Genomic DNA, 17,544 nt, shown 5'->3' on the forward strand with positions numbered 1-17,544 from the left:
CTCTCTCAGCAATAAATGCCGATAAATTATTCAGGATCTTTCCTTGCTTTAATTAACAAGCTGGATAAGGGGAATTATGCGACTAATGAATAAGTGGGTTGTTTTGCTTGGCTCCTTTCCAGCCACCTTTATATTGGGGTTGGACTACACCATTGTCAGTATTGCACTGCCGACAATCCAGCAAAGTTTAGGTGCATCCTTTATTCAAACCCAGTGGGTTATGAATATATTTATGTTGATGCTATGTATCCTGATGGCCAGTATGGGGAGATTGGGGGATATTGTGGGCTCCCTGAAGATGCTCAATATTGGATGGGTATTACTTGCAGTTAGCTCCCTTTTCGCGGGATTGGCTGAGGATCCACTTTGGTTAATTGTCTGGCGGGCCTTTCAAGGTGTCTCCATTGCCATAATCGTGCCGAATAATATTGCTTTGCTGTCCCACACTTTTGTAGAAAAAGAAGCCGGATTTGCAATGGGATGGTGGATGTCGGTATTGGCTGTCGGCTTTGCTCTTGGTCCGGTGTTGGGTGGGGTCCTATGTGAGTATTTGTCTTGGAGGTCGATCTTTTTTATTAATATCCCCTTTGTGCTGGTCAGTATGGTGTTTGGCCTTTTTGTAATGCGGAGCCCGCAAAATTTAGATAAAGAAAAAAGTTATATTGACTGGCGTGGAATGATACTTCTTGCTCTTAGTGTGGGTTCGCTAGTGGTGTTAGTAGTTGAAGGGGCGCAAGTGGGTTGGTTGAGCTGGCCGATACTGTTGTTATTGGTTATTTCTATATTGAGTTTTATTGCCCTTTTTTGTGTTGAGCGAAAACTGGAGCAACCGTTGATCCATTTTGCCTATTTTAAGAATTCGCTATTCTCTGCTTGTGTTTTAACCAATTTCAGCTTGTTGATATTTCTCATTTCTGCTTTCTTTTTATTGCCATTTTATTTGCATATTGTGCGTCAGGATACAACGGTAATGTCCGGCTTGATTTTGCTCCCTATTACCTTGGTGATGGCTTTGGTATCTCCTGTGGCGGGCAGAATGGCAGCTAATTCCGCACCTGCGGCTCCAATCTTAATTGGTGTCATATGTATTTTGATTGCGGCAATCGTAATGACGCAATTCTCAGTGGATACCAATTTTTCAACGCTTTTGCTGGCTTTTATACCTTTTGGTGTGGCTTGGGGGTTTGTATTTAGTGCGACAGCGCCAATCGCTATTGGCGCTTTGCCGCCTAATAGTGCAGGTATAGCAACCGGAATGTTGTGGGGCATGCAAAACATAGGCGCAGCACTTGGTTTGGCTGTAGTGGGTACTGTATTCCGGATAATGGAAAAACAGAGTTTGCTAAATCAATTGCAGGAAAGTGGGGTGCAGATTACCAGTGCACTGGAAAAATATATCGATGCATTGCTGATTAATCCTGAAAGGATAGAGCGTGGAGCAATGGGGGTGTCTGCTGCTTTGCACGGTCGCATCGCTAACATGTTTAATGAGGCTTTTGCCCAGGCTTTTCAGTCGGTGATGTGGGGGTTGGTTGTATTTACTTTTCTTCTTTTTTTGGCTGTGCTTGCTTTATTGAAGATGGCAAAAGAAAAAGGGTAATGGCTTGCGTAAACTAGCCGTAGAAAGTCAATTCAACTCATAAAATGCTGCTTTTATCCCTTCTTTAGATGAGGGGGCTTACTGCTGGGGTATAAATATAGCAGCTCTTTTATGGGTAACATTTAAAGGCGACAATGGCAAATAAAGTATGCACGGGTGATGGTGATGAAAAGTAAAAGTTGGCTACTTTTGACTTTCTCTTTGGCAAGGGCGATTGAGGTTAATGCCGAACAGATGGCAAGCTGTAACGATCCTATTTTGGAAGTCGACTATGATGGAGTGGTAGTGGCGGGCTCTAAAAAAGAACTATCCAGAGTTGCCTTAAGTGGAGTGCCAATGCGAGTGGGGTGGGATTTGGACTTTAATGGAGATAAAGAGTCTGATCTTACACATTGGTCTGACGCGCAGTTTACAACTGTTATGTCTGGAGAAGTGGCAACAAAAGTTCAGTCTGTTCATCGGCAGATTCCTAGAATTAATGATACAAGGATAGAGCTTTCTTCTGAGTTTGGGCGGTGGCACGGTTTACTAGATAGCGGAGGTATTTTACTAGGGCGTTTTGAGCACTCTAATAGGGTAGATAGCGACCGTGTACATTCAGTTTGGTGTTTCACTACTCCCCCAAAACGAAACTGGGAAGTTGCTTTTCAGAAAGACCATAGTGGAAGGGTTGTTGCTGGAGGGATCTCTAATCTATTGGATGCTATACGCAGAAGGTTAGCAGTACGAATTAGTTGGTTAGGTAGTATTAATACTGAGGCCGAAGAGAGAACAGTTATTGAGGCAGAGCAAGCAATACCTGTTGTTGCCCATATATCTAATGGGGGAGAAATTACAGCGCAGTTGCCTCATCATCTCGGATCAGATGAATTTTCAAAATTAGGTATGGTTCCACCTACTTCAAACAGTATGGTATGGGGAGCGAAGTTAAGTTCTTCGGGGGAGCTAGATGTAATTTGGTTGGATACTGAAAGCGGGGATATTAGCCGTCAGCAGGCTAATTATATTGATATAACTTGGTTTATAGAAAAGCCTGTTTACTAAGTTTTGGTCGGCAAAAGCCCCTTGGCTCTTTAAGTTAGGGGCTTTTGGGCTGATTAAGACATAGTTTTTAGCGTTTCGCGAATTGGGAAAAGAATATCGCGAGCGAGTTGTTGGCTTCGCGCCGGGGACCATCCTTCGATCAAGTCGGGGAGGTCATCATTGTCTTTAAACGGCATCTCCAATGTTAGAGCCAGGGTGCGGAATTGATGTCCAGCCCAGGCGGTACCAATTGTCAGATTTGCTTCGCCGGGTTTATCCAGCTCATATCCATGCTCCGTTTGGAAGTCGGGGCTGACGGCCTCATAAGCTTGCTTAAATGTCTCTTCCAGCTTGGCGTGGCGCTCGTCATAGCCGGGAATACCTTCACAAGCCGCAACAAAGTTATAGGGCAGGGCTTCATCACCATGAATATCCAGGAAGATATCCCCTCCTAGCTCCAACATTTTCTCCCTGACCAAAAAGACTTCCGGGCTTCGCTCCATTGTGGGGTTGAGCCACTCACGGTTCAGGTTGGCGCCCGCAGCGTTAGTGCGCAGATGCCCGCGAACGCTGCCGTCGGGGTTCATATTGGGTACTACATAAAATACGGTATCTGCCAGCAAGCTTTGCGCAGTAGGATTGGCATGGTCGAGCAAAGTTTCCAGGAAGCCCTCGACAAACCATTCCGCCATGGTCTCTCCTGGGTGTTGGCGGGCAATCATCCAAACACGATGTTTCGCGGTGTCGGCGTTGCCAACCGTGAGCATGGTCATATCGCGCTCATCAAGGGTTTTACCCAGAGTTTGCAGTTTGACCAGGTCGTGGCTCTGCGCCCAAGCGAGCAGGTCCAGGTGGCGTTCCCAGGAGTAGGGGGCAAAATAGGCGAGATAGATGCTGGGTTCATCCAGGGTTACAGTGAAGTCCAGGGTATTGCCGTCGTAGTTGGCGCCAATTCTGAACCAATTTTGACGATCGTAAGAGGCACAGATGCGGTAGTTTTCCCAGCCTTCCGAGTAGGCGGATTTGCCGGCATTAACGATGCGCAAGGGATAGCTGGTGCCAATATCGCCTTCCAGACGAAAGTGAAACCATTGGTAGAAGTCAGAATTGTTGTCCTGACGGATTGCTAGCTCAATTGGATTGCTGTCGGTATTGATAACTTCGATATTGCCGCTGTCAAAGGCGCTGCTGATATACATGTAGAGAGCTCCACTCTTGTTCTTGGGCGCAGGATACAGCGGTAGGGGGAATTTTCCAGGAAGAAAGGTAGGGGATCTCGCCAATTTTGGGTGCGATAGGACGAAATCTCCTTTATTTAGTGAATTAGAAAAGCACGGCATCGATAAGGATACCGTGCTTTAGCCAATCCCTGGCGGCACCTGCTACGACTACTGCTCCCTGAAATTTCCGGTGTCGGACCCCAGGCGACTGCTTACTGCCCGGTCAGATCACAAGTGCGTCACTCCACACTGTCAGAAATTAGTAAATCTCCTTAACATCCCGCAGCAAGTGCTGGTTAAAGTTTAGGCAATCGAGCCTGCTTGATGTTGTACGAACGTTTCGATCGGCGTAAATTTGATGATCTTTTTGTCTCAGGGCTATCTGACGTGAATTTGTATAGATAGAGAATAGGTCCCATGGCATTAGTGGGAATAGAAAGAACAAGTAATAGCTCCGCATAGGGGGCTTTCGTGAGAGGTGACACCATGAATAGAGTGATTAAACGAAGTATCGTGGCATCCGCTGCGCTTGTAACAGTGATGAATCTGAGCGCCTGTGGCTATTTCCTGTACCCGGAGCGCAAAGGGCAGGCGGGTGGGCGAGTTGATCCTGCGGTCGTAATCTTGGACGGCGCAGGCCTGCTATTTGGCTTGCTGCCGGGCATAGTGGCCTTCGCTGTCGATATTACCAATGGCACTATTTATTTGCCGCCAGGTCACAGCTCGGTGTTTGATCGCCATTTAAGCAGCACTGAACAGGGGGCACCTGCGGAGGTTACAGACGAAGAGGGGCAGGTCTGGATTCGACTTCCGGTGGAAGGCGTCGATGAGAATACCCGACTAGAAGTACTCAGTGATCAGTTATCAGGGATAACAGGGCAGCAAGTAGAAGCTGAAGATATTGTTTGGTTACAGGACTCAGCCGAGCTTCGTGCAGTAAGCCGTTTCCAGGCTGCGTCTCGCTAGTTTTTCCTAACTCTGAGCGCCTCGGGAGTTGAAGGCTCCCGAGCTTAAGCTGTAGAAGAGACCTTTCAGGTGGCTGCGCCAAAGGGGGTAAGCCCCTCGAGGGCCAAGGGGATAACGCTTGCAGCAAGCAACAATCCCATAGCAGTGTTAAAGCTTCGCAAGTAGCGTGGTTCAGTCAGGAACCGTTTTAGCCCAACGCCAAAGAATAGCCAAATGGCAACGCAAGGCCCGCCAATGGTGATAAATGCCAGTGCAACCTTAACAACTCCCGACCATATTTCTGTGCCGGGACTGGTGAAAGCAGCCAGTGCTCCAGTGGCCATAATCCAGCCTTTAGGATTGATCCACTGAAAAGCCATCGCCTGGGTAAAGCTCAGGGGTTGGCTTGAATTTCCAGAACCCATTTCCCGGGTCGAACCTATTATCCATGCCAGGTAGAGTAAATAGGCAATGCCTGCCCAGCGAATAACTTCATGCAGAAAAGGGAAGTGATTGAAGGCGGTTCCCAGTCCCAAGCCAATGGCAACCACCATGGCGGGAAATCCCAGCCAAATTCCCAGTAGGTGAGGTGTTGAACTGTAGATGCCGTGATTGAGTCCTGAGGACATAATCATCAGGTTATTAGGGCCCGGTGTAATACTGGCTGAGAAAGCAAAAAGGGCGATCGGCAAAAGAGATTCAATCACAGGTGTACCAGAGGAAAAGGCGACTTCATGCTAATATGCGCGCGAATAATGGGTATCACAAGTGAAATTTATAGACAGTCATTGCCACTTTGATTTTGAGGTTTTTTCTCTGGACCGGGACCAGGTGTGGCAAAGATGTCTCAATGCCGGAATAGATAGGGTCATTATCCCCGGCGTTTGCGAGGCTCAGTGGCAGTTGTTGGGCACTCTGGTATCGGAACAGCCCGGTTGGATGATGGCTGCTGGTGTTCACCCTTGGTGGGTGAAGAAAATCCCGCAGGATTGCCGCTGGCGGGAAAACCTGATGGAGCTGGGAGTACGGCTTAGTGAGAGCCTTGAGAAATACTCATGTGTCGCTGTTGGAGAGTGTGGCTTGGATGCCTCTATCGGCACTGACTTGAATAAGCAGGAAGATATTCTCAAGCTTCATTTGGAGATTGCTAGTAACCATGAACTGCCGATTATTCTGCATGTTCACCGGGCCCACAATGAACTCCTGAGGCTGTTAAAGCAATTCAAGCTCCCGCGGGGAGGCGTGATCCACGCTTTCAGTGGCAGTGAGCAAATGGCGCAAGAGTACTGGAAGCGCGGCTTCTATCTGGGTATCGGTGGAACAATTACTTACCCACGGGCAGCGAAAACCCGACGGGCCGTGTCACGTGCGCCGCTGGAGAGTTTACTGCTTGAATCGGACGCCCCGGATATGCCCCTTTCGGGTCAGCAGGGTATGCGTAATAGCCCTGAAAACCTTTCTAAAATTGCACAAGCATTGGCTGATTTGCGGGGAGTTTCCGTGCGGGAAATCGCCAATGCTACCTGTCGAAATACTGAGAAGTTATTTTCCCTATGAGTTTTTCCGCTGAATCATTCAGGCAGTCATTTCCCCTCTTTGCTCAAGAGGAGAATAGGGAGTTGGTATACCTGGATAATGCTGCAACGACGCAGAAGCCAGAGGCAGTGATTAATGCTGTACGCGATTACTATGTGCACAGCAATGCCAATACGCACCGCTCCAGTCATCGTCTGGCGCGTAAGGCTACAGAAATGGTGGAGCGAGTGCGTCGCCAAGCGGCACAGTTTGTTAATGCTGCCAGCACAAAGGAAATTGTATTTTGTCGCGGTGCTACTGAAGCATTGAATTTGTTGGCGCACAGCCTGTGTAGTGAGTTGCAGGCTGGGGACGAAATTGTCATCTCAACAGCGGAGCACCATGCAAATATTATCCCTTGGCAGATGGCGGCCAAGCGATTCAATTTGAGTTTGCGCTATGTACCCCATGTAGCGGGTGTCCCGGAATTTGATCGCCTGGGAGAAGTGCTGAATGAGCGCACAAGAATTGTTTCCCTAACCGGCGGTTCCAACGCACTCGGATTGCGTCCGGACCTGGCTGCGGTGAGGCAATTGCTACGCAGAAAGCACTTGATGTGGATTGTTGATGGCGCCCAGTTGGCAGCTCATGAAGTGATTGATGTGCAGAAAATTGGCTGTGATTTTTTTGTTTCCTCAGCTCATAAGTTTTATGGCCCGTCAGGAATTGGTTTCTTATACGGTAGGGAAACACTTTTGGAATCTATGCCGCCATGGCTGGGTGGTGGAGAAATGATCTCCGACGTTGAACTTGAAACGAGTCATTATGCAGGCTTGCCGCACAAATTTGAGGCAGGCACTTCTCCGCTGGCGGCAATAGCGGGTCTTGGAGCGGCACTGGAATTTCTTGAGCAGCAAGATAGGGTCGCAATAGCGGCGCATGAGCAGAAATTGGTGCGATGGATACATCGCGAACTGATAGCGTCCCCCAATTTTAGAGTTATCAGCCAAGTGCGCCACAATCTGGGTATTGTCTCTTTTGTGCCTATTCATGGTAGCGCTGCCGATTTAATGCATTGGCTAGATGAGCGCGATATTGCGGTGAGAGTCGGCCATCACTGTGCACAGTTGTTAGGTAAAGAGAGCGGTGATTTGGTGACGGTCCGAGCTTCAGTCGCGGCCTACAATACCGATAGCGATATTCAGGCTTTTTTGCAGGCCCTGGAAGAGTATTGTGAGATCCAGAAGTCAATTGAACAGGGGGATAGTATTCAGAGTGATGAATGGGCCAGGGATGATTTTTCCTCGTTATTGCTGGAGAGTTTGGTTTCCCAGCGCAACTGGCAGGGACGTTATAGAGAATTAATGCTGTGGAGTAAAACTATTGCCCGAAAGCCCGAGATACGTACCGAAGAAAACCTGGTGCGGGGTTGTGAGTCCGCAGCTTGGTTAGCGCACCGGACAGAGGGTGGTAGGCACTATTTTGGACTGGAAAGCGACAGCAGGGTTGTAAAAGGCCTGGGTGCGTTATTACTTTCACAAATCGATGGCCGCACGGCTACTGAGATTAGAGAGAGAGATCTTTCCCTGTTATTTACTGAGCTGGGGCTCGGAAAGCACCTAAGTGAATCGCGCAGCAATGGTTTTTACGCATTGCTGCAACGTGCTTTGAATCTGGTGGAGCAGTCCTCCCATTAACTTAACTGGAGCGGGGTATGGGGGCCTCCACCGCAATAGGCCCGATATTGGAAATAGGCTTTAAACCAAACAGCGGCCGTAAAACTGGATTTCTTCGGATGATAAATTCATATGAAGCCCAGCAGCCGAAAATAGTGATTAATAATACTAGCAAGGGCTCCAGGATGGGCCCCAGGGCGAGTCGCCCCAATTGATACACAGCGATTACGGTAACGGTTTGATGGAGGATATACCAGGGATATACCGCTTCATTGGCATAGGGTAACCAGCGGAATTGCTTATTGAGAAATCGATAGGCGCAGGCTAAAACAGCCAGGAGCCATACCCATCGATTTGTATAGATAACAATAAAATGCAGTATTTTCTGGGCGGGAATACTGTTCTCAGGTAGTGCTCGATCAAATAATAGATATAGGGCGAAAGTGAGGGGCGCTGCAATAACCAAGCGATTGCGCAATCTTGCCAGTATTTCCCAGGGGGCGTTACTGCTGACCAGCAAGTAGCCGCAGAAGAAATAAGTAAAAAATCTGGCATGGGTGTACCAGTCGTCGACGACAGCATAGTTTATCCCACCAAAGCGCGGAAATAGGACCAGGCCGTATACCATCATGGGTACAAGCGGCAGAATTAGCAGTTGCCAAGATTTAATATTCTCCATGAATCGGCCTAGCCATCGTTGGTGTTTAAACCACAGGGCTAGAGGAATAAGGGCCAGGGTGTAGCATGCCAGATAGGGTAGATACCACAGATGGTTCCAGGTCAGGCCAAACTCACTCCCAGCAAAGGCATTCTCTGGCCAGGGGCTGAACGAGAAGTACTTCAGCAGGAATGATAAGTATCCAGGCTCAATAATGCCGTTGCTTAGCGCTTCATAGTAGGCCTGGGGTGGAACCACCACCAGCATTCCAAATGCCAGCGGAATCAATAGCTGTTTCATTCTTCTCAGTAAGTAATCCCCAGTGCCCAGCTTGTGGAAGAGAAAATAGCTGGCTGCACCTGAAATCAGGAACAACAACGGCATCCGCCACTGGTTAACCGCTAGCATTACCAGCTGTAGTGGCTCGCTTTGGTAGCTGCTTTTTACATGCCACCCCCATTCCGCGACATAGGCCATTCCCAGGTGGTAGAGAATAAGTAGGCCAAAGGCTAGTACACGAAGGGCGTCAATATCGTGGCGTCTCTGTGTTATTGAATGCATAGGTTTCGTCGTTCAAGGCTGTTTTAGTCGCTTGCTATGCTCCCGTTAGTAATTGCCATTAGCTATCCGAAAGTGCCGGTTTGTGCGGTATTAGGGGCCAGTGGTGGTTTTTGGGGGTGAATTGGGGGTAGACTGCCGATGAATTTTCATACTGGTTCAGGAGCAATGACGGTTCAGCAGTATTTGATGCACCGGCGACAGTTTGAGGTGGGATTCTGGTTGTTGTTTTTTGTCGGCCAGTGGCTTGTTCAGTTCGCTTTGGCATACTTTGATCACCGCCGCTGGGGTTCTATTTTTCAGCCATGGGAATTTCTGGTGTGGGAGGGAACCAGTATCCTAATGATCGCAATCTTATTTCCGCTGATATTACTTCTTGATCATTATTTTCCCCTGCGCAAGGGGAGAGTTCGGCAGAGCTTGGCCATACATTTATTTTTCACTTTGCCTTGGTCCTTGATCCACGTTTCCGGCATGGTGTTTATGAGGACGGTCATTTACCACCTCAATGATGGTTCCTATAACTTTGGTAACTGGGCTGTAGAATTTTTCTATGAATATCTCAAAGATATTCAAACCTATGCCGCTCTTTTAAGCTCTGTTTATTTGTACCGCTTTTTGTTGGTACGTTTACAGGGTGAGGCGCGCTTACTAGAAGAGCCAGATGAGGGAGATGCTGCTGAGCCAGTAGAAAGGCCAGAGCGTCTTCTGGTGAAAAAGCTGGGAAAAGAATTTCTGGTTAATGTGCAGGATATCGAATGGGTAGAAGCTGCTGGCAACTATGTCAATCTGCACTTGGGCGATAGAATTTACCCCCTGCGGGAGACTATGACCAAGTTACTGGAGCGTTTGGATCCAGGATCATTTGCTCGCATCCACCGCTCATATATTGTGCGCTTGGACTCTATTGCGGAGATTGAACCCCTGGAGAGCGGTGATGCGCGTATTCACTTGGTTGGCGGCCGGCTGATCCCGGTGAGCAGGCGTTACCGCGATCAGCTGAGGGCTCAATTAACCCCGGCTTAGTTTTTTGCCTGGAGAAGTCGCTCGATGGCCCGGTTGGCGGCCAAAAACCCAAAGGTGCCGGTAATCATAGTTGCCGCACCAAAGCCGCCACTGCAGTCTAATTTAACACCGTTCTGCATAGCGCTCTTCTGTTGGCATACTTGCCCATCTGGCTGCGGGTATACCATTGCTTCAGTGGAAAAGATCGCATCGATGCCAAACTGGCGCTTGCGACTCTTCTGGAAGTTGTGAAAGCGGTATAGATGTTGGCGGACTTTTGCCAGCATCGGATCATTAATTGTACGGCCGAGATCGGCGCACTCAATGCGATCGGGGGAGCGCTTACCTCCTGCGGAACCAACCGTTATCAAGCGTATTTTTCGGGCTTTACAGTAAGCGATCAGGGCGGCTTTTACCCGGGCGGAATCTATTGCATCAATCACCACATCGATAGAGTGTATATCGGGGTTGATCAGCGCTGAGAAATTGTCATTAGCGATAAAGTCCTCTTCCGTATGAACTGTAATCTCCGGGTTAATCTGCCTGAGGCGCTCTGCCATCACCTCGACCTTGATATGGCCTACAGTATCGGCGAGTGCGTGGCTCTGACGATTGGTATTGGTGATGCAGACGTCATCCAAGTCGATTAGCGTCAACTGACCAATGCCGCTTCGCGCCAGGGCCTCTGCGGTCCAGCTCCCTACACCACCAATACCGATAACCAATATGTGAGCAGAGGATAAAATTTCGAGGGCCTTATCGCCATACAGGCGAGCAATGCCGCCAAATCGCTGTAAATACTGGTCAGACAAGCTCATCTGGGGTCTCTTCAGGTACATCTTCCAAAAACCGCTGTTTGTCAGCGTCACACGGCAATAGGCAACTCTCCCGTTGACCAAACCAGCGATAGCGGTTGTGGGCAACCAAGTCGTAGAGCCAATCCCTTGCCGGGCGGGGAATGTAGCGCAAAATGGCCAATGAACGCCAGGGTTGGGGTAGGCGGCTGGCAATTCTCAGTGCCGCTTCACTTTTGTAAAAGGATTGGTAAGTGCCACCATGTCGTTCCAGTAAAATCATGGTCTGGTAAGTGTCCAGCGGCAGGTTCAGCTGTTTAAGGAAGTGCTGGCCTGCATTGGACTGCACTCGGCACAGGGTAAAGCGCTGCTCTCTGTCGCGCTTGAGAATTAGCAGGCTCCAGCGATTGCATAGGTGGCAGACGCTATCAAACAGGATGATGTTGTTTGGCAATGACATTGAGAAGGGGGGAACGCCGCGCGGCTGGCGGCGTTTCGTATCATGGGATCAGTGCACGTGACCGTGGTCAACTTCTTCGGCAGTCGCTTCGCGTACAGAAACAACTTCAATTTCGAAGTGCAGCTCAACGCCGGCGAGGGGGTGGTTGCCATTGATAGTGACTTCGTCGCCGTCGATATCGATAATTTCCACTTCAATCGGGTGACCTTCGGTACTCTCTGCACGGAATGCCATGCCTACAGATAACTCTTCAACACCTCCAAAGGCACTGCGCGGCATGGTTTGGATCAGCTCCGGGTTTTGCTCGCCGTAACCGTCTTCTGGTGCGATTACTGCGGTAAATTTATCACCAGGTGCCTTTTCCAGCATCTCGCGCTCAAGACCAGGAATGATATTACCAACCCCTTGCAGATATTTGAGCGGCTCTCCATTGGCTGAGGAGTCAATGACTGTTCCGTCAGCATCTTTCAGGGTGTAGTGGATCTCCACAACTGTGTGGTTGGCAATCTTCATGAATAATCTCTGATATAAAAGAGTATGTGAATGAGCGCTTACCGCTGCGCAATAAAACGGGGGGTAAAGGCTGTGAAGCGCAATTGTATTGACAGGGCGGGCGCGCCGCAACTTGTGCGTGCGCGCCGCTGATAAAGATTAGCAAGCGATTGACAGGTCCTGCTCACAACCGCCATAGAGATTGGTTACGATCGCAACCAGTTGTGTGCTGAAGTCAGGGCGATAGCCCAACTCCAATAGGCGACCCTCGAAATACTCCAGCATTGAATCGAATAGCTCTGGGTTTAACCCCCTGGCTAAAAAACGGGCGCGACTACTGCGGTCTGGTTCCGGTGTAGATGACAACGCATGGCTCAAAAACTGAGCTTGACGACTTAATTGTTTGCGGAAATCACAAGTTTCGTAGGCTGAAAGGTGGTGGCTGAGAGCACCGTAAAATTCACTGACTGTACGGTTGACAAATTTAGCACCACCGACCTGATCCAACAGGCTTTCCATATCTCTCCCCCCGGTGAGCAGTTGGCACTGATTTAAAGTTTATCCGCAGAGCCGAAAAAGTATTTTGGTAACGAGAAGCACAATGTGCATTGGCTCAATGGCGGTACAACATTAATTGGTGACGAGCCTAAGACATATTCTTTCGGTATGCCAACTTGGTTTAAGAAAATTGTCATTCTGTTCGACAGGTTGTCACATATTGAGGGTTTATTTCGCCAAAGAAGAAAATCTATGTTTGCGCAAGTATTTTCTAAGCCTTTACACTTTATTTTTTCTTCTTGGTGTTAGACTGCACGCTTGCACCAAATAATAAATTTCAACCTTTTGAGATAATTTATGGCAAGTATTTTTACTCAGATAATTAATGGCGATTTACCTGGCAATTTTATTTGGAGAGATGAAAAGGTCGTAGCTATTTTGACCATTTCACCCATTAAGGCTGGTCATTGTTTGGTCATCCCTGTTGAGGAAATTAATCATTGGGATGATGTTCCGGAGGAGCTGGCGAGTCATCTAATGCTGGTTGCGCAAAAGGTGGCGAAAGGGCTGAAAGCAACTTACTCACCGAAGCGAGTGGGCGTGATGATCGCTGGGATTGAAGTGCCACATACCCATATCCACCTGATACCCGTAGATGAATTGTCAGACTTTGACTTCTCTAAGCAAAAGCCTGCTTCTTCAGAGCAGTTGGCACATGAGGCGGAAAAGATTCGACAATCCTTAAAGGATCTGGGCTTTAGCGAGGCGGAGTGCGGCTAGGTCGTTAAGATTGATTTTTTAGACTGCATGGTCATATGGTGTCCCCAAAATATTTGTGGGACACTGCATCCAAGTCCCCCGCTTACTGAGTCACATAGGTATGAACTGGTAATAACGATGAGATTCCTCTAATGATGATTTTGAAGAAGACACTCTTTGCCCCGCTGGTAGTAGTCCTCGCCACAGTCGCTGCGTTTTGCACTAATGCCCAGGCAGAAGAAATGGAAACTAAGCGTTTCGATATGGAAGGGTTCACTCAGGTGTCTCTCAAGGGAAGTTCTCACTTGAAGTTGATTCAGGGGGACAGTTTTGAAGTTGTCGCTGTCGGCCCTGTCAGCACAATGCCCTACGTCAAAGTTGAGGTGAAAGGGGAAAGGTTGGAGTTATCCGTTGAGGAAAACACCCAGAACCTTTTTGGATTTGTCACCATATCCCGAGGGCAGGGAGATGAAGTTAACTTCACCGTGACGATGCCTAAAATTGAGGCTCTTAAGGTGACTGGCTCTGGTGAGGCTAGATCTTCAAGTGTTGAGAGTGAAGGCCTAACTTTGGGGGTGACGGGCTCAGGAATGATCAATATCGACAAGGTCGCCGCAGAATCCTTGAAAGCGTATGTTACTGGTTCCGGTGATTTGTTCCTCAACAAGGCATTGACTGTCAAAGGGGAAGTAGCGGTGACAGGTTCTGGCGACATGAAGATAAGTACTATTACCGGTGAGAGTTTACTTGCGGAGATACAAGGTTCCGGCGATATGTTGGTTGGCGGGCGAGTCGCCGATGTGAACGTTCGCCTCATGGGTTCAGGAGATTTTATTGGCCGCAGTCTGCGCGCCGATACTGCCAGCGGTTCAATAATGGGATCGGGTGATATTGTCTTGAAACGGCCGGGAACTGACTCCTTCTCAGTGATGGGGTCGGGAGACGTAGCGCTGGTCGACTAAGTGGCGGCTCCTGAGCCCCCTTGCATCTAAGGCGTTCGGCCAGAGGGCTGTGCGCCTATTTCTTTTTGGGGGTATTCTTGAGCCTCCATCATCCTCTCTATCCCCATTTCTGGAAGTCAGCTTTATATGGAGCCCAAAGTGACAGAGTGTGTGTCGCTGGACCGCGAAGATTCTATGTCTCGCGAGAGTCAATCTCGCCCACATTTAAAAGAAAAGCTACGGCGCTGGAGCCGAGAGGCCCAGGATAAATCCCACTGGGCCGCCGAGCGCTTGTTGGACCGACGCATCTGTATCGGTATCACTGGGCTCAGTGGTGCTGGCAAGTCCACGTTTCTCACCAGTCTGATATACCAACTCTGCAATCCGGAGAAGTCTCAATTACCTGGTTTTGCCCCTGCGCTCAATGGCGATCTGTTGGGGGCAGAGTTGAAGCCAGCGCTGGACTCTGGTTTGGCGCCATTTGACTATCAGACCTGCCTGTCGGCACTGATGGCTGAGCCACCTAGTTGGCCACAGAGTACTAGAGATGCTTCGGCTATGGAGTTACACATCCATTTACGCAGCCGGCGCCGTTTTCGGGGTAATGGTAGAAAGACGTTGGTAGTGGAGTTGCGTGACTACCCCGGGGAATGGTTGATGGACTTGCCGCTATTGCGTATGGATTACGCAGAGTGGTGTCGTCATCAAGCACACCTATTTTCTACAGATGCGCGATCAATGCTGGCCCCCCGGTTGATAGCTCAGCTGGCAGCACTGTCCCCCCAGGCGAATGCTAGTGAAGTAAATTTAGACGAATTATGGGGGGAATACCGAGCTTATCTCCTGAGTTGCCGAACCAAGTTGAATCTCAGTTATTTACAGCCTGGTAGAGCGCTGCTAGACGAGGAGGCGTACTGGGTAGTTCCACTCCTGGATTTGCGTGGTTTAGATGCTGGGCAGTTAGCTGCTTTGTCTGAGAGTAGTGTTTTTAAGGTTTTGCAGGCGCGTTACGAACGCTATGTACAGACGAAGGTAAAACCCTTTGTAGACAGCCATTTTCGACATATCGATCGACAACTAGTACTGGTAGATATGATTGGCACTCTATTTGCTGGTGAACAGTCCCTGGAAGATATGCGTCTGGCATTTGCTCATATTGCCGATACATTCCGCTATGGCGAATCGGGGTTTTTAAGCAAGCTATGGCGCCCAAAGGTTAATCGACTCCTTTTTGCTGCGACTAAAGTCGATCAGGTACTTGCTGCCGACCACGATGCTTTGAGGCAGCTTCTAGGCCAGCAGTTACAACAGACTTTCTCCGATGCCCGTCACCGGGGTTTGCCGGTATTTAGTGAGGCGATTGCCGCGGTTCGCTGCTCTAGAGAGGGGCAGAAGAATGGACGGAGAATGCTGATGGGTTATGACCTCGAAGGGCAGTATTTGGGTTTTGAGAATGCGGAAATTTTTGCCCAGGCGCCCTATGAAGAGCAGGGGTGGAGCCACTATGCGGGAGCTGCACCACCACAGCTGCGGCCTCCAGTGGGAATGCAGGAAGGACATATTCCACATATACGGGTGGATGCTCTTTTGAACCTTCTGTTGGGAGATAAGGTTTGATTAACAGTGATAAAAATACTGAGTACCGTCGCGAAACACGTATCGAGTCGCTAGATGAGCCTGGACAGGAGGTCCCGCACAGAGATGCGACGCGGGTGGAACCGCTTGCGGATGAGTCAGTGGAGATTCCTAGGTCAATAACCACTGGAGAGTCTCTTCCTGATCGGATTGCTTTCTCCGAGTTGCGCCTACCCACTTTCCGGTTTAAGTGGCTAAAGCCAGCAGTGCTCTCTGCGCTTGCAGTAGTGGTGGTCGTGGTCGGATGGGAGTTTTATGGACTTTATCAATGGGCGGTCGATAAACACTGGGGATTGGGACTTTTTGTGGCTGTTTTGATGGCGGGCTTCAGTGCAATCATTGGTAGTTCCGTGTGGGAGTTTTTCCGAGCGGGGCGCCCACTGAACAAGCTTGAAAAAACTCAGGCAATGGCTGCCGAGGCCCGAGACTGCCGCAGTCACCAAGAGGCGCAAGTATTCAGGCGCAATTTGCAGGAGCATTTTGCCGGTAAGCCCCAAGGTGTACTGCTCAATCGAGTTCTAGATGAGGCAGCTGACTATTACGATAGCAGTGAGTTGTTAGAGCATTTAGAGGTTACCTTCTTAAATGCCCTTGACCAAGAGGCTCTAAGGAGAGTCGTGCGCCACTCAACGAGCACTGGTGCACTGGTTGGGCTGAGCCCTTTTGCCAGTATCGATATTCTGGTTGCCCTGAGGCAGTCACTGCGAATGATTGATGATGTGGCGCAGATTTATGGTGTGCAGCCGTCTCTTGTGGTGCGATGGCGCTTGTTCAAGAGGGTTTTGTCTTTGGTCGCCTACACTGGCGCGAGTGAGTATGCGATCAGTGAAATGTGGCCGGAACTTGTTGGCGATAGCATGCTGAGCACAGTATCTGTGCGTTTGGGGCAGGGGGTCGGAGCCAGTCTATTTGTTGCGCGTATCGGCCTGGCGACAATGCAAAGCTGTCGGCCAATCCCTTTTACTGAAAAGCAGCGCCCTCGCCTGAGATCAGTTATGGCCCGTATTGGGGGTGGCCTTAAAGAGAGGATGCCCGAGTTGTTTTCTATGGTTGGGCTTAGCTCGCGAAAGGAAGCAAGGGTTCGGAAGGCGGGTACCGAGTAGCTACTGGGATAGTAAGCAAATCTCTTGGGCTGACTATTTGATGTAAGGGGGCGAAAATCTGCCCCCTTAGTCAGCAACTTATTGAAACTGTTTTTTCATCAACATGCGGGTGTGATGTTGATCAACCAGCTGGGCCAGGGCTTCATAGCGGCGCTGTATGAAGGGGGCGGGGTTGTTATTTCCCGATTCATCCCGATATTCAACACCAGACCGGACGTGTTGGAGTTCCTTGGCTAACTCTCTGATGGCGGTGAAGATCTTTTGTGTATCGTCTTTGCTGTGAAATACTGAGCTTTTTGTGGTGTCTGTCAAGTAATCATCACACTCGCTCAGCCAGTCCAACCTCTGTTCGAGAAACTGTATTGTATTGCGAATTCCCCCGGTGTATTCGGGGTTGAAGTTATGGTTGATATACTTGTCGAGGCTACGCATGCCCGAGCCGACAAATTGTTCAACCATATCGCCACAGTATTTTTCTGACAGATAGGATGGATGAGACTTTGCGCTGCTTAAATTGCTGATGAGCAGTAGAGAAGTAAGCAATAGGGCGCGCTGCATCACTGCATTTGGGTATTTCATATTATTGCCCATAGGTTTTGCTCTTATTAATGGCTGTTATTTTATCCGCCTCAGGTTTTTTTGTTGTGCAATTTCCTCTGGCG

General features: G+C 49.2%; 18 protein-coding genes. 10 read left to right on the forward strand and 8 right to left on the reverse strand.

Features of this window, described 5'->3' with window-relative positions; all coding sequences use genetic code 11:
* The first annotated feature begins 85 nt into the window (after positions 1-85).
* Positions 86-1,600: an MFS transporter gene (locus tag ACJJIN_RS02105; RefSeq protein WP_444896683.1), complete on the forward strand. Its 1,515-nt coding sequence runs from the start codon at positions 86-88 to the stop codon at positions 1,598-1,600.
* A 165-nt stretch (positions 1,601-1,765) separates the two neighbouring features.
* Positions 1,766-2,644 carry a hypothetical protein gene (locus ACJJIN_RS02110; protein WP_444896684.1) on the forward strand — a complete coding sequence of 293 codons (879 nt, stop codon included), beginning with the start codon at positions 1,766-1,768 and terminating at the stop codon, positions 2,642-2,644.
* A 53-nt stretch (positions 2,645-2,697) separates the two neighbouring features.
* Here the strand turns inward: ACJJIN_RS02110 and ACJJIN_RS02115 are convergent, their stop codons facing one another.
* Positions 2,698-3,822 carry a M14 family metallopeptidase gene (locus tag ACJJIN_RS02115; RefSeq protein WP_444896685.1) on the reverse strand — a complete coding sequence of 375 codons (1,125 nt, stop codon included), beginning with the start codon at positions 3,820-3,822 and terminating at the stop codon, positions 2,698-2,700.
* A gap of 507 nt (positions 3,823-4,329) precedes the next feature.
* Here ACJJIN_RS02115 and ACJJIN_RS02120 point away from each other — a divergent pair.
* Entirely contained in the window at positions 4,330-4,809 is a 480-nt protein-coding gene (locus ACJJIN_RS02120) for a hypothetical protein (RefSeq protein ID WP_444896686.1), read from the forward strand.
* Positions 4,810-4,874: 65 nt separating this feature from the next.
* Here ACJJIN_RS02120 and ACJJIN_RS02125 read toward each other — a convergent pair whose 3' ends face one another.
* Positions 4,875-5,495 carry a LysE family translocator gene (locus ACJJIN_RS02125; RefSeq protein WP_444896687.1) on the reverse strand — a complete coding sequence of 207 codons (621 nt, stop codon included), beginning with the start codon at positions 5,493-5,495 and terminating at the stop codon, positions 4,875-4,877.
* 61 nt (positions 5,496-5,556) lie between these two features.
* Here ACJJIN_RS02125 and ACJJIN_RS02130 point away from each other — a divergent pair, with 61 nt between their 5' ends.
* Positions 5,557-6,345: a TatD family hydrolase gene (locus ACJJIN_RS02130; RefSeq protein ID WP_444896688.1), complete on the forward strand. Its 789-nt coding sequence runs from the start codon at positions 5,557-5,559 to the stop codon at positions 6,343-6,345.
* Positions 6,342-8,000 (forward strand): aminotransferase class V-fold PLP-dependent enzyme, encoded by a 1,659-nt coding sequence (locus tag ACJJIN_RS02135; protein WP_444896689.1) that lies wholly within the window; start codon positions 6,342-6,344, stop codon positions 7,998-8,000. The genes ACJJIN_RS02130 and ACJJIN_RS02135 overlap by 4 nt, the downstream gene beginning before the upstream one ends.
* A gap of 1 nt (position 8,001) precedes the next feature.
* On the opposite strand, the gene ACJJIN_RS02140 is transcribed toward ACJJIN_RS02135, so the two are convergent.
* Positions 8,002-9,198 carry an acyltransferase family protein gene (locus tag ACJJIN_RS02140; protein WP_444896690.1) on the reverse strand — a complete coding sequence of 399 codons (1,197 nt, stop codon included), beginning with the start codon at positions 9,196-9,198 and terminating at the stop codon, positions 8,002-8,004.
* Positions 9,199-9,336: 138 nt separating this feature from the next.
* Between ACJJIN_RS02140 and ACJJIN_RS02145 the strand changes: the two genes are divergently transcribed.
* The gene (locus ACJJIN_RS02145; protein WP_444896691.1) at positions 9,337-10,221 is read left to right on the forward strand and encodes a LytTR family DNA-binding domain-containing protein; all 885 of its coding nucleotides are present in this window, start codon (positions 9,337-9,339) and stop codon (positions 10,219-10,221) included.
* Here ACJJIN_RS02145 and tcdA read toward each other — a convergent pair.
* From tcdA to ACJJIN_RS02165, 4 genes are all read right to left on the reverse strand, one after another.
* Entirely contained in the window at positions 10,218-11,018 is an 801-nt protein-coding gene (gene tcdA, locus ACJJIN_RS02150) for a tRNA cyclic N6-threonylcarbamoyladenosine(37) synthase TcdA (protein WP_444896692.1), read from the reverse strand. The genes ACJJIN_RS02145 and tcdA overlap by 4 nt on opposite strands.
* The gene (locus ACJJIN_RS02155; protein ID WP_444896693.1) at positions 11,005-11,454 is read right to left on the reverse strand and encodes a thiol-disulfide oxidoreductase DCC family protein; all 450 of its coding nucleotides are present in this window, start codon (positions 11,452-11,454) and stop codon (positions 11,005-11,007) included. The genes tcdA and ACJJIN_RS02155 overlap by 14 nt, the downstream gene beginning before the upstream one ends.
* 48 nt (positions 11,455-11,502) lie before the next feature.
* Positions 11,503-11,967: an FKBP-type peptidyl-prolyl cis-trans isomerase gene (locus tag ACJJIN_RS02160; RefSeq protein ID WP_413665157.1), complete on the reverse strand. Its 465-nt coding sequence runs from the start codon at positions 11,965-11,967 to the stop codon at positions 11,503-11,505.
* Between the two features lie 138 nt (positions 11,968-12,105).
* The gene (locus ACJJIN_RS02165) at positions 12,106-12,465 is read right to left on the reverse strand and encodes a hypothetical protein (protein ID WP_444896694.1); all 360 of its coding nucleotides are present in this window, start codon (positions 12,463-12,465) and stop codon (positions 12,106-12,108) included.
* Between the two features lie 336 nt (positions 12,466-12,801).
* Here ACJJIN_RS02165 and ACJJIN_RS02170 point away from each other — a divergent pair, with 336 nt between their 5' ends.
* The 4 genes from ACJJIN_RS02170 to ACJJIN_RS02185 all read left to right on the forward strand — a co-directional run bounded on the left by ACJJIN_RS02170 (position 12,802) and on the right by ACJJIN_RS02185 (position 16,882).
* The gene (locus ACJJIN_RS02170) at positions 12,802-13,224 is read left to right on the forward strand and encodes an HIT family protein (protein WP_444896695.1); all 423 of its coding nucleotides are present in this window, start codon (positions 12,802-12,804) and stop codon (positions 13,222-13,224) included.
* A gap of 131 nt (positions 13,225-13,355) precedes the next feature.
* The gene (locus ACJJIN_RS02175) at positions 13,356-14,165 is read left to right on the forward strand and encodes a GIN domain-containing protein (protein WP_444896696.1); all 810 of its coding nucleotides are present in this window, start codon (positions 13,356-13,358) and stop codon (positions 14,163-14,165) included.
* Positions 14,166-14,303: 138 nt separating this feature from the next.
* Positions 14,304-15,761, forward strand: a complete 1,458-nt coding sequence (locus ACJJIN_RS02180; protein ID WP_444896697.1) for a YcjX family protein — start codon at positions 14,304-14,306, stop codon at positions 15,759-15,761.
* Complete coding sequence (locus tag ACJJIN_RS02185; RefSeq protein WP_444896698.1) at positions 15,758-16,882, forward strand: TIGR01620 family protein; 1,125 nt, start codon at positions 15,758-15,760, stop codon at positions 16,880-16,882. Before ACJJIN_RS02180 ends, ACJJIN_RS02185 begins: the two co-directional genes overlap by 4 nt.
* A gap of 78 nt (positions 16,883-16,960) precedes the next feature.
* Here ACJJIN_RS02185 and ACJJIN_RS02190 read toward each other — a convergent pair whose 3' ends face one another.
* Entirely contained in the window at positions 16,961-17,461 is a 501-nt protein-coding gene (locus ACJJIN_RS02190) for a hypothetical protein (protein WP_444896699.1), read from the reverse strand.
* Positions 17,462-17,544 lie beyond the last annotated feature (83 nt).

Source organism: Microbulbifer maximicatervae (SeqCode), from assembly GCF_052467505.1.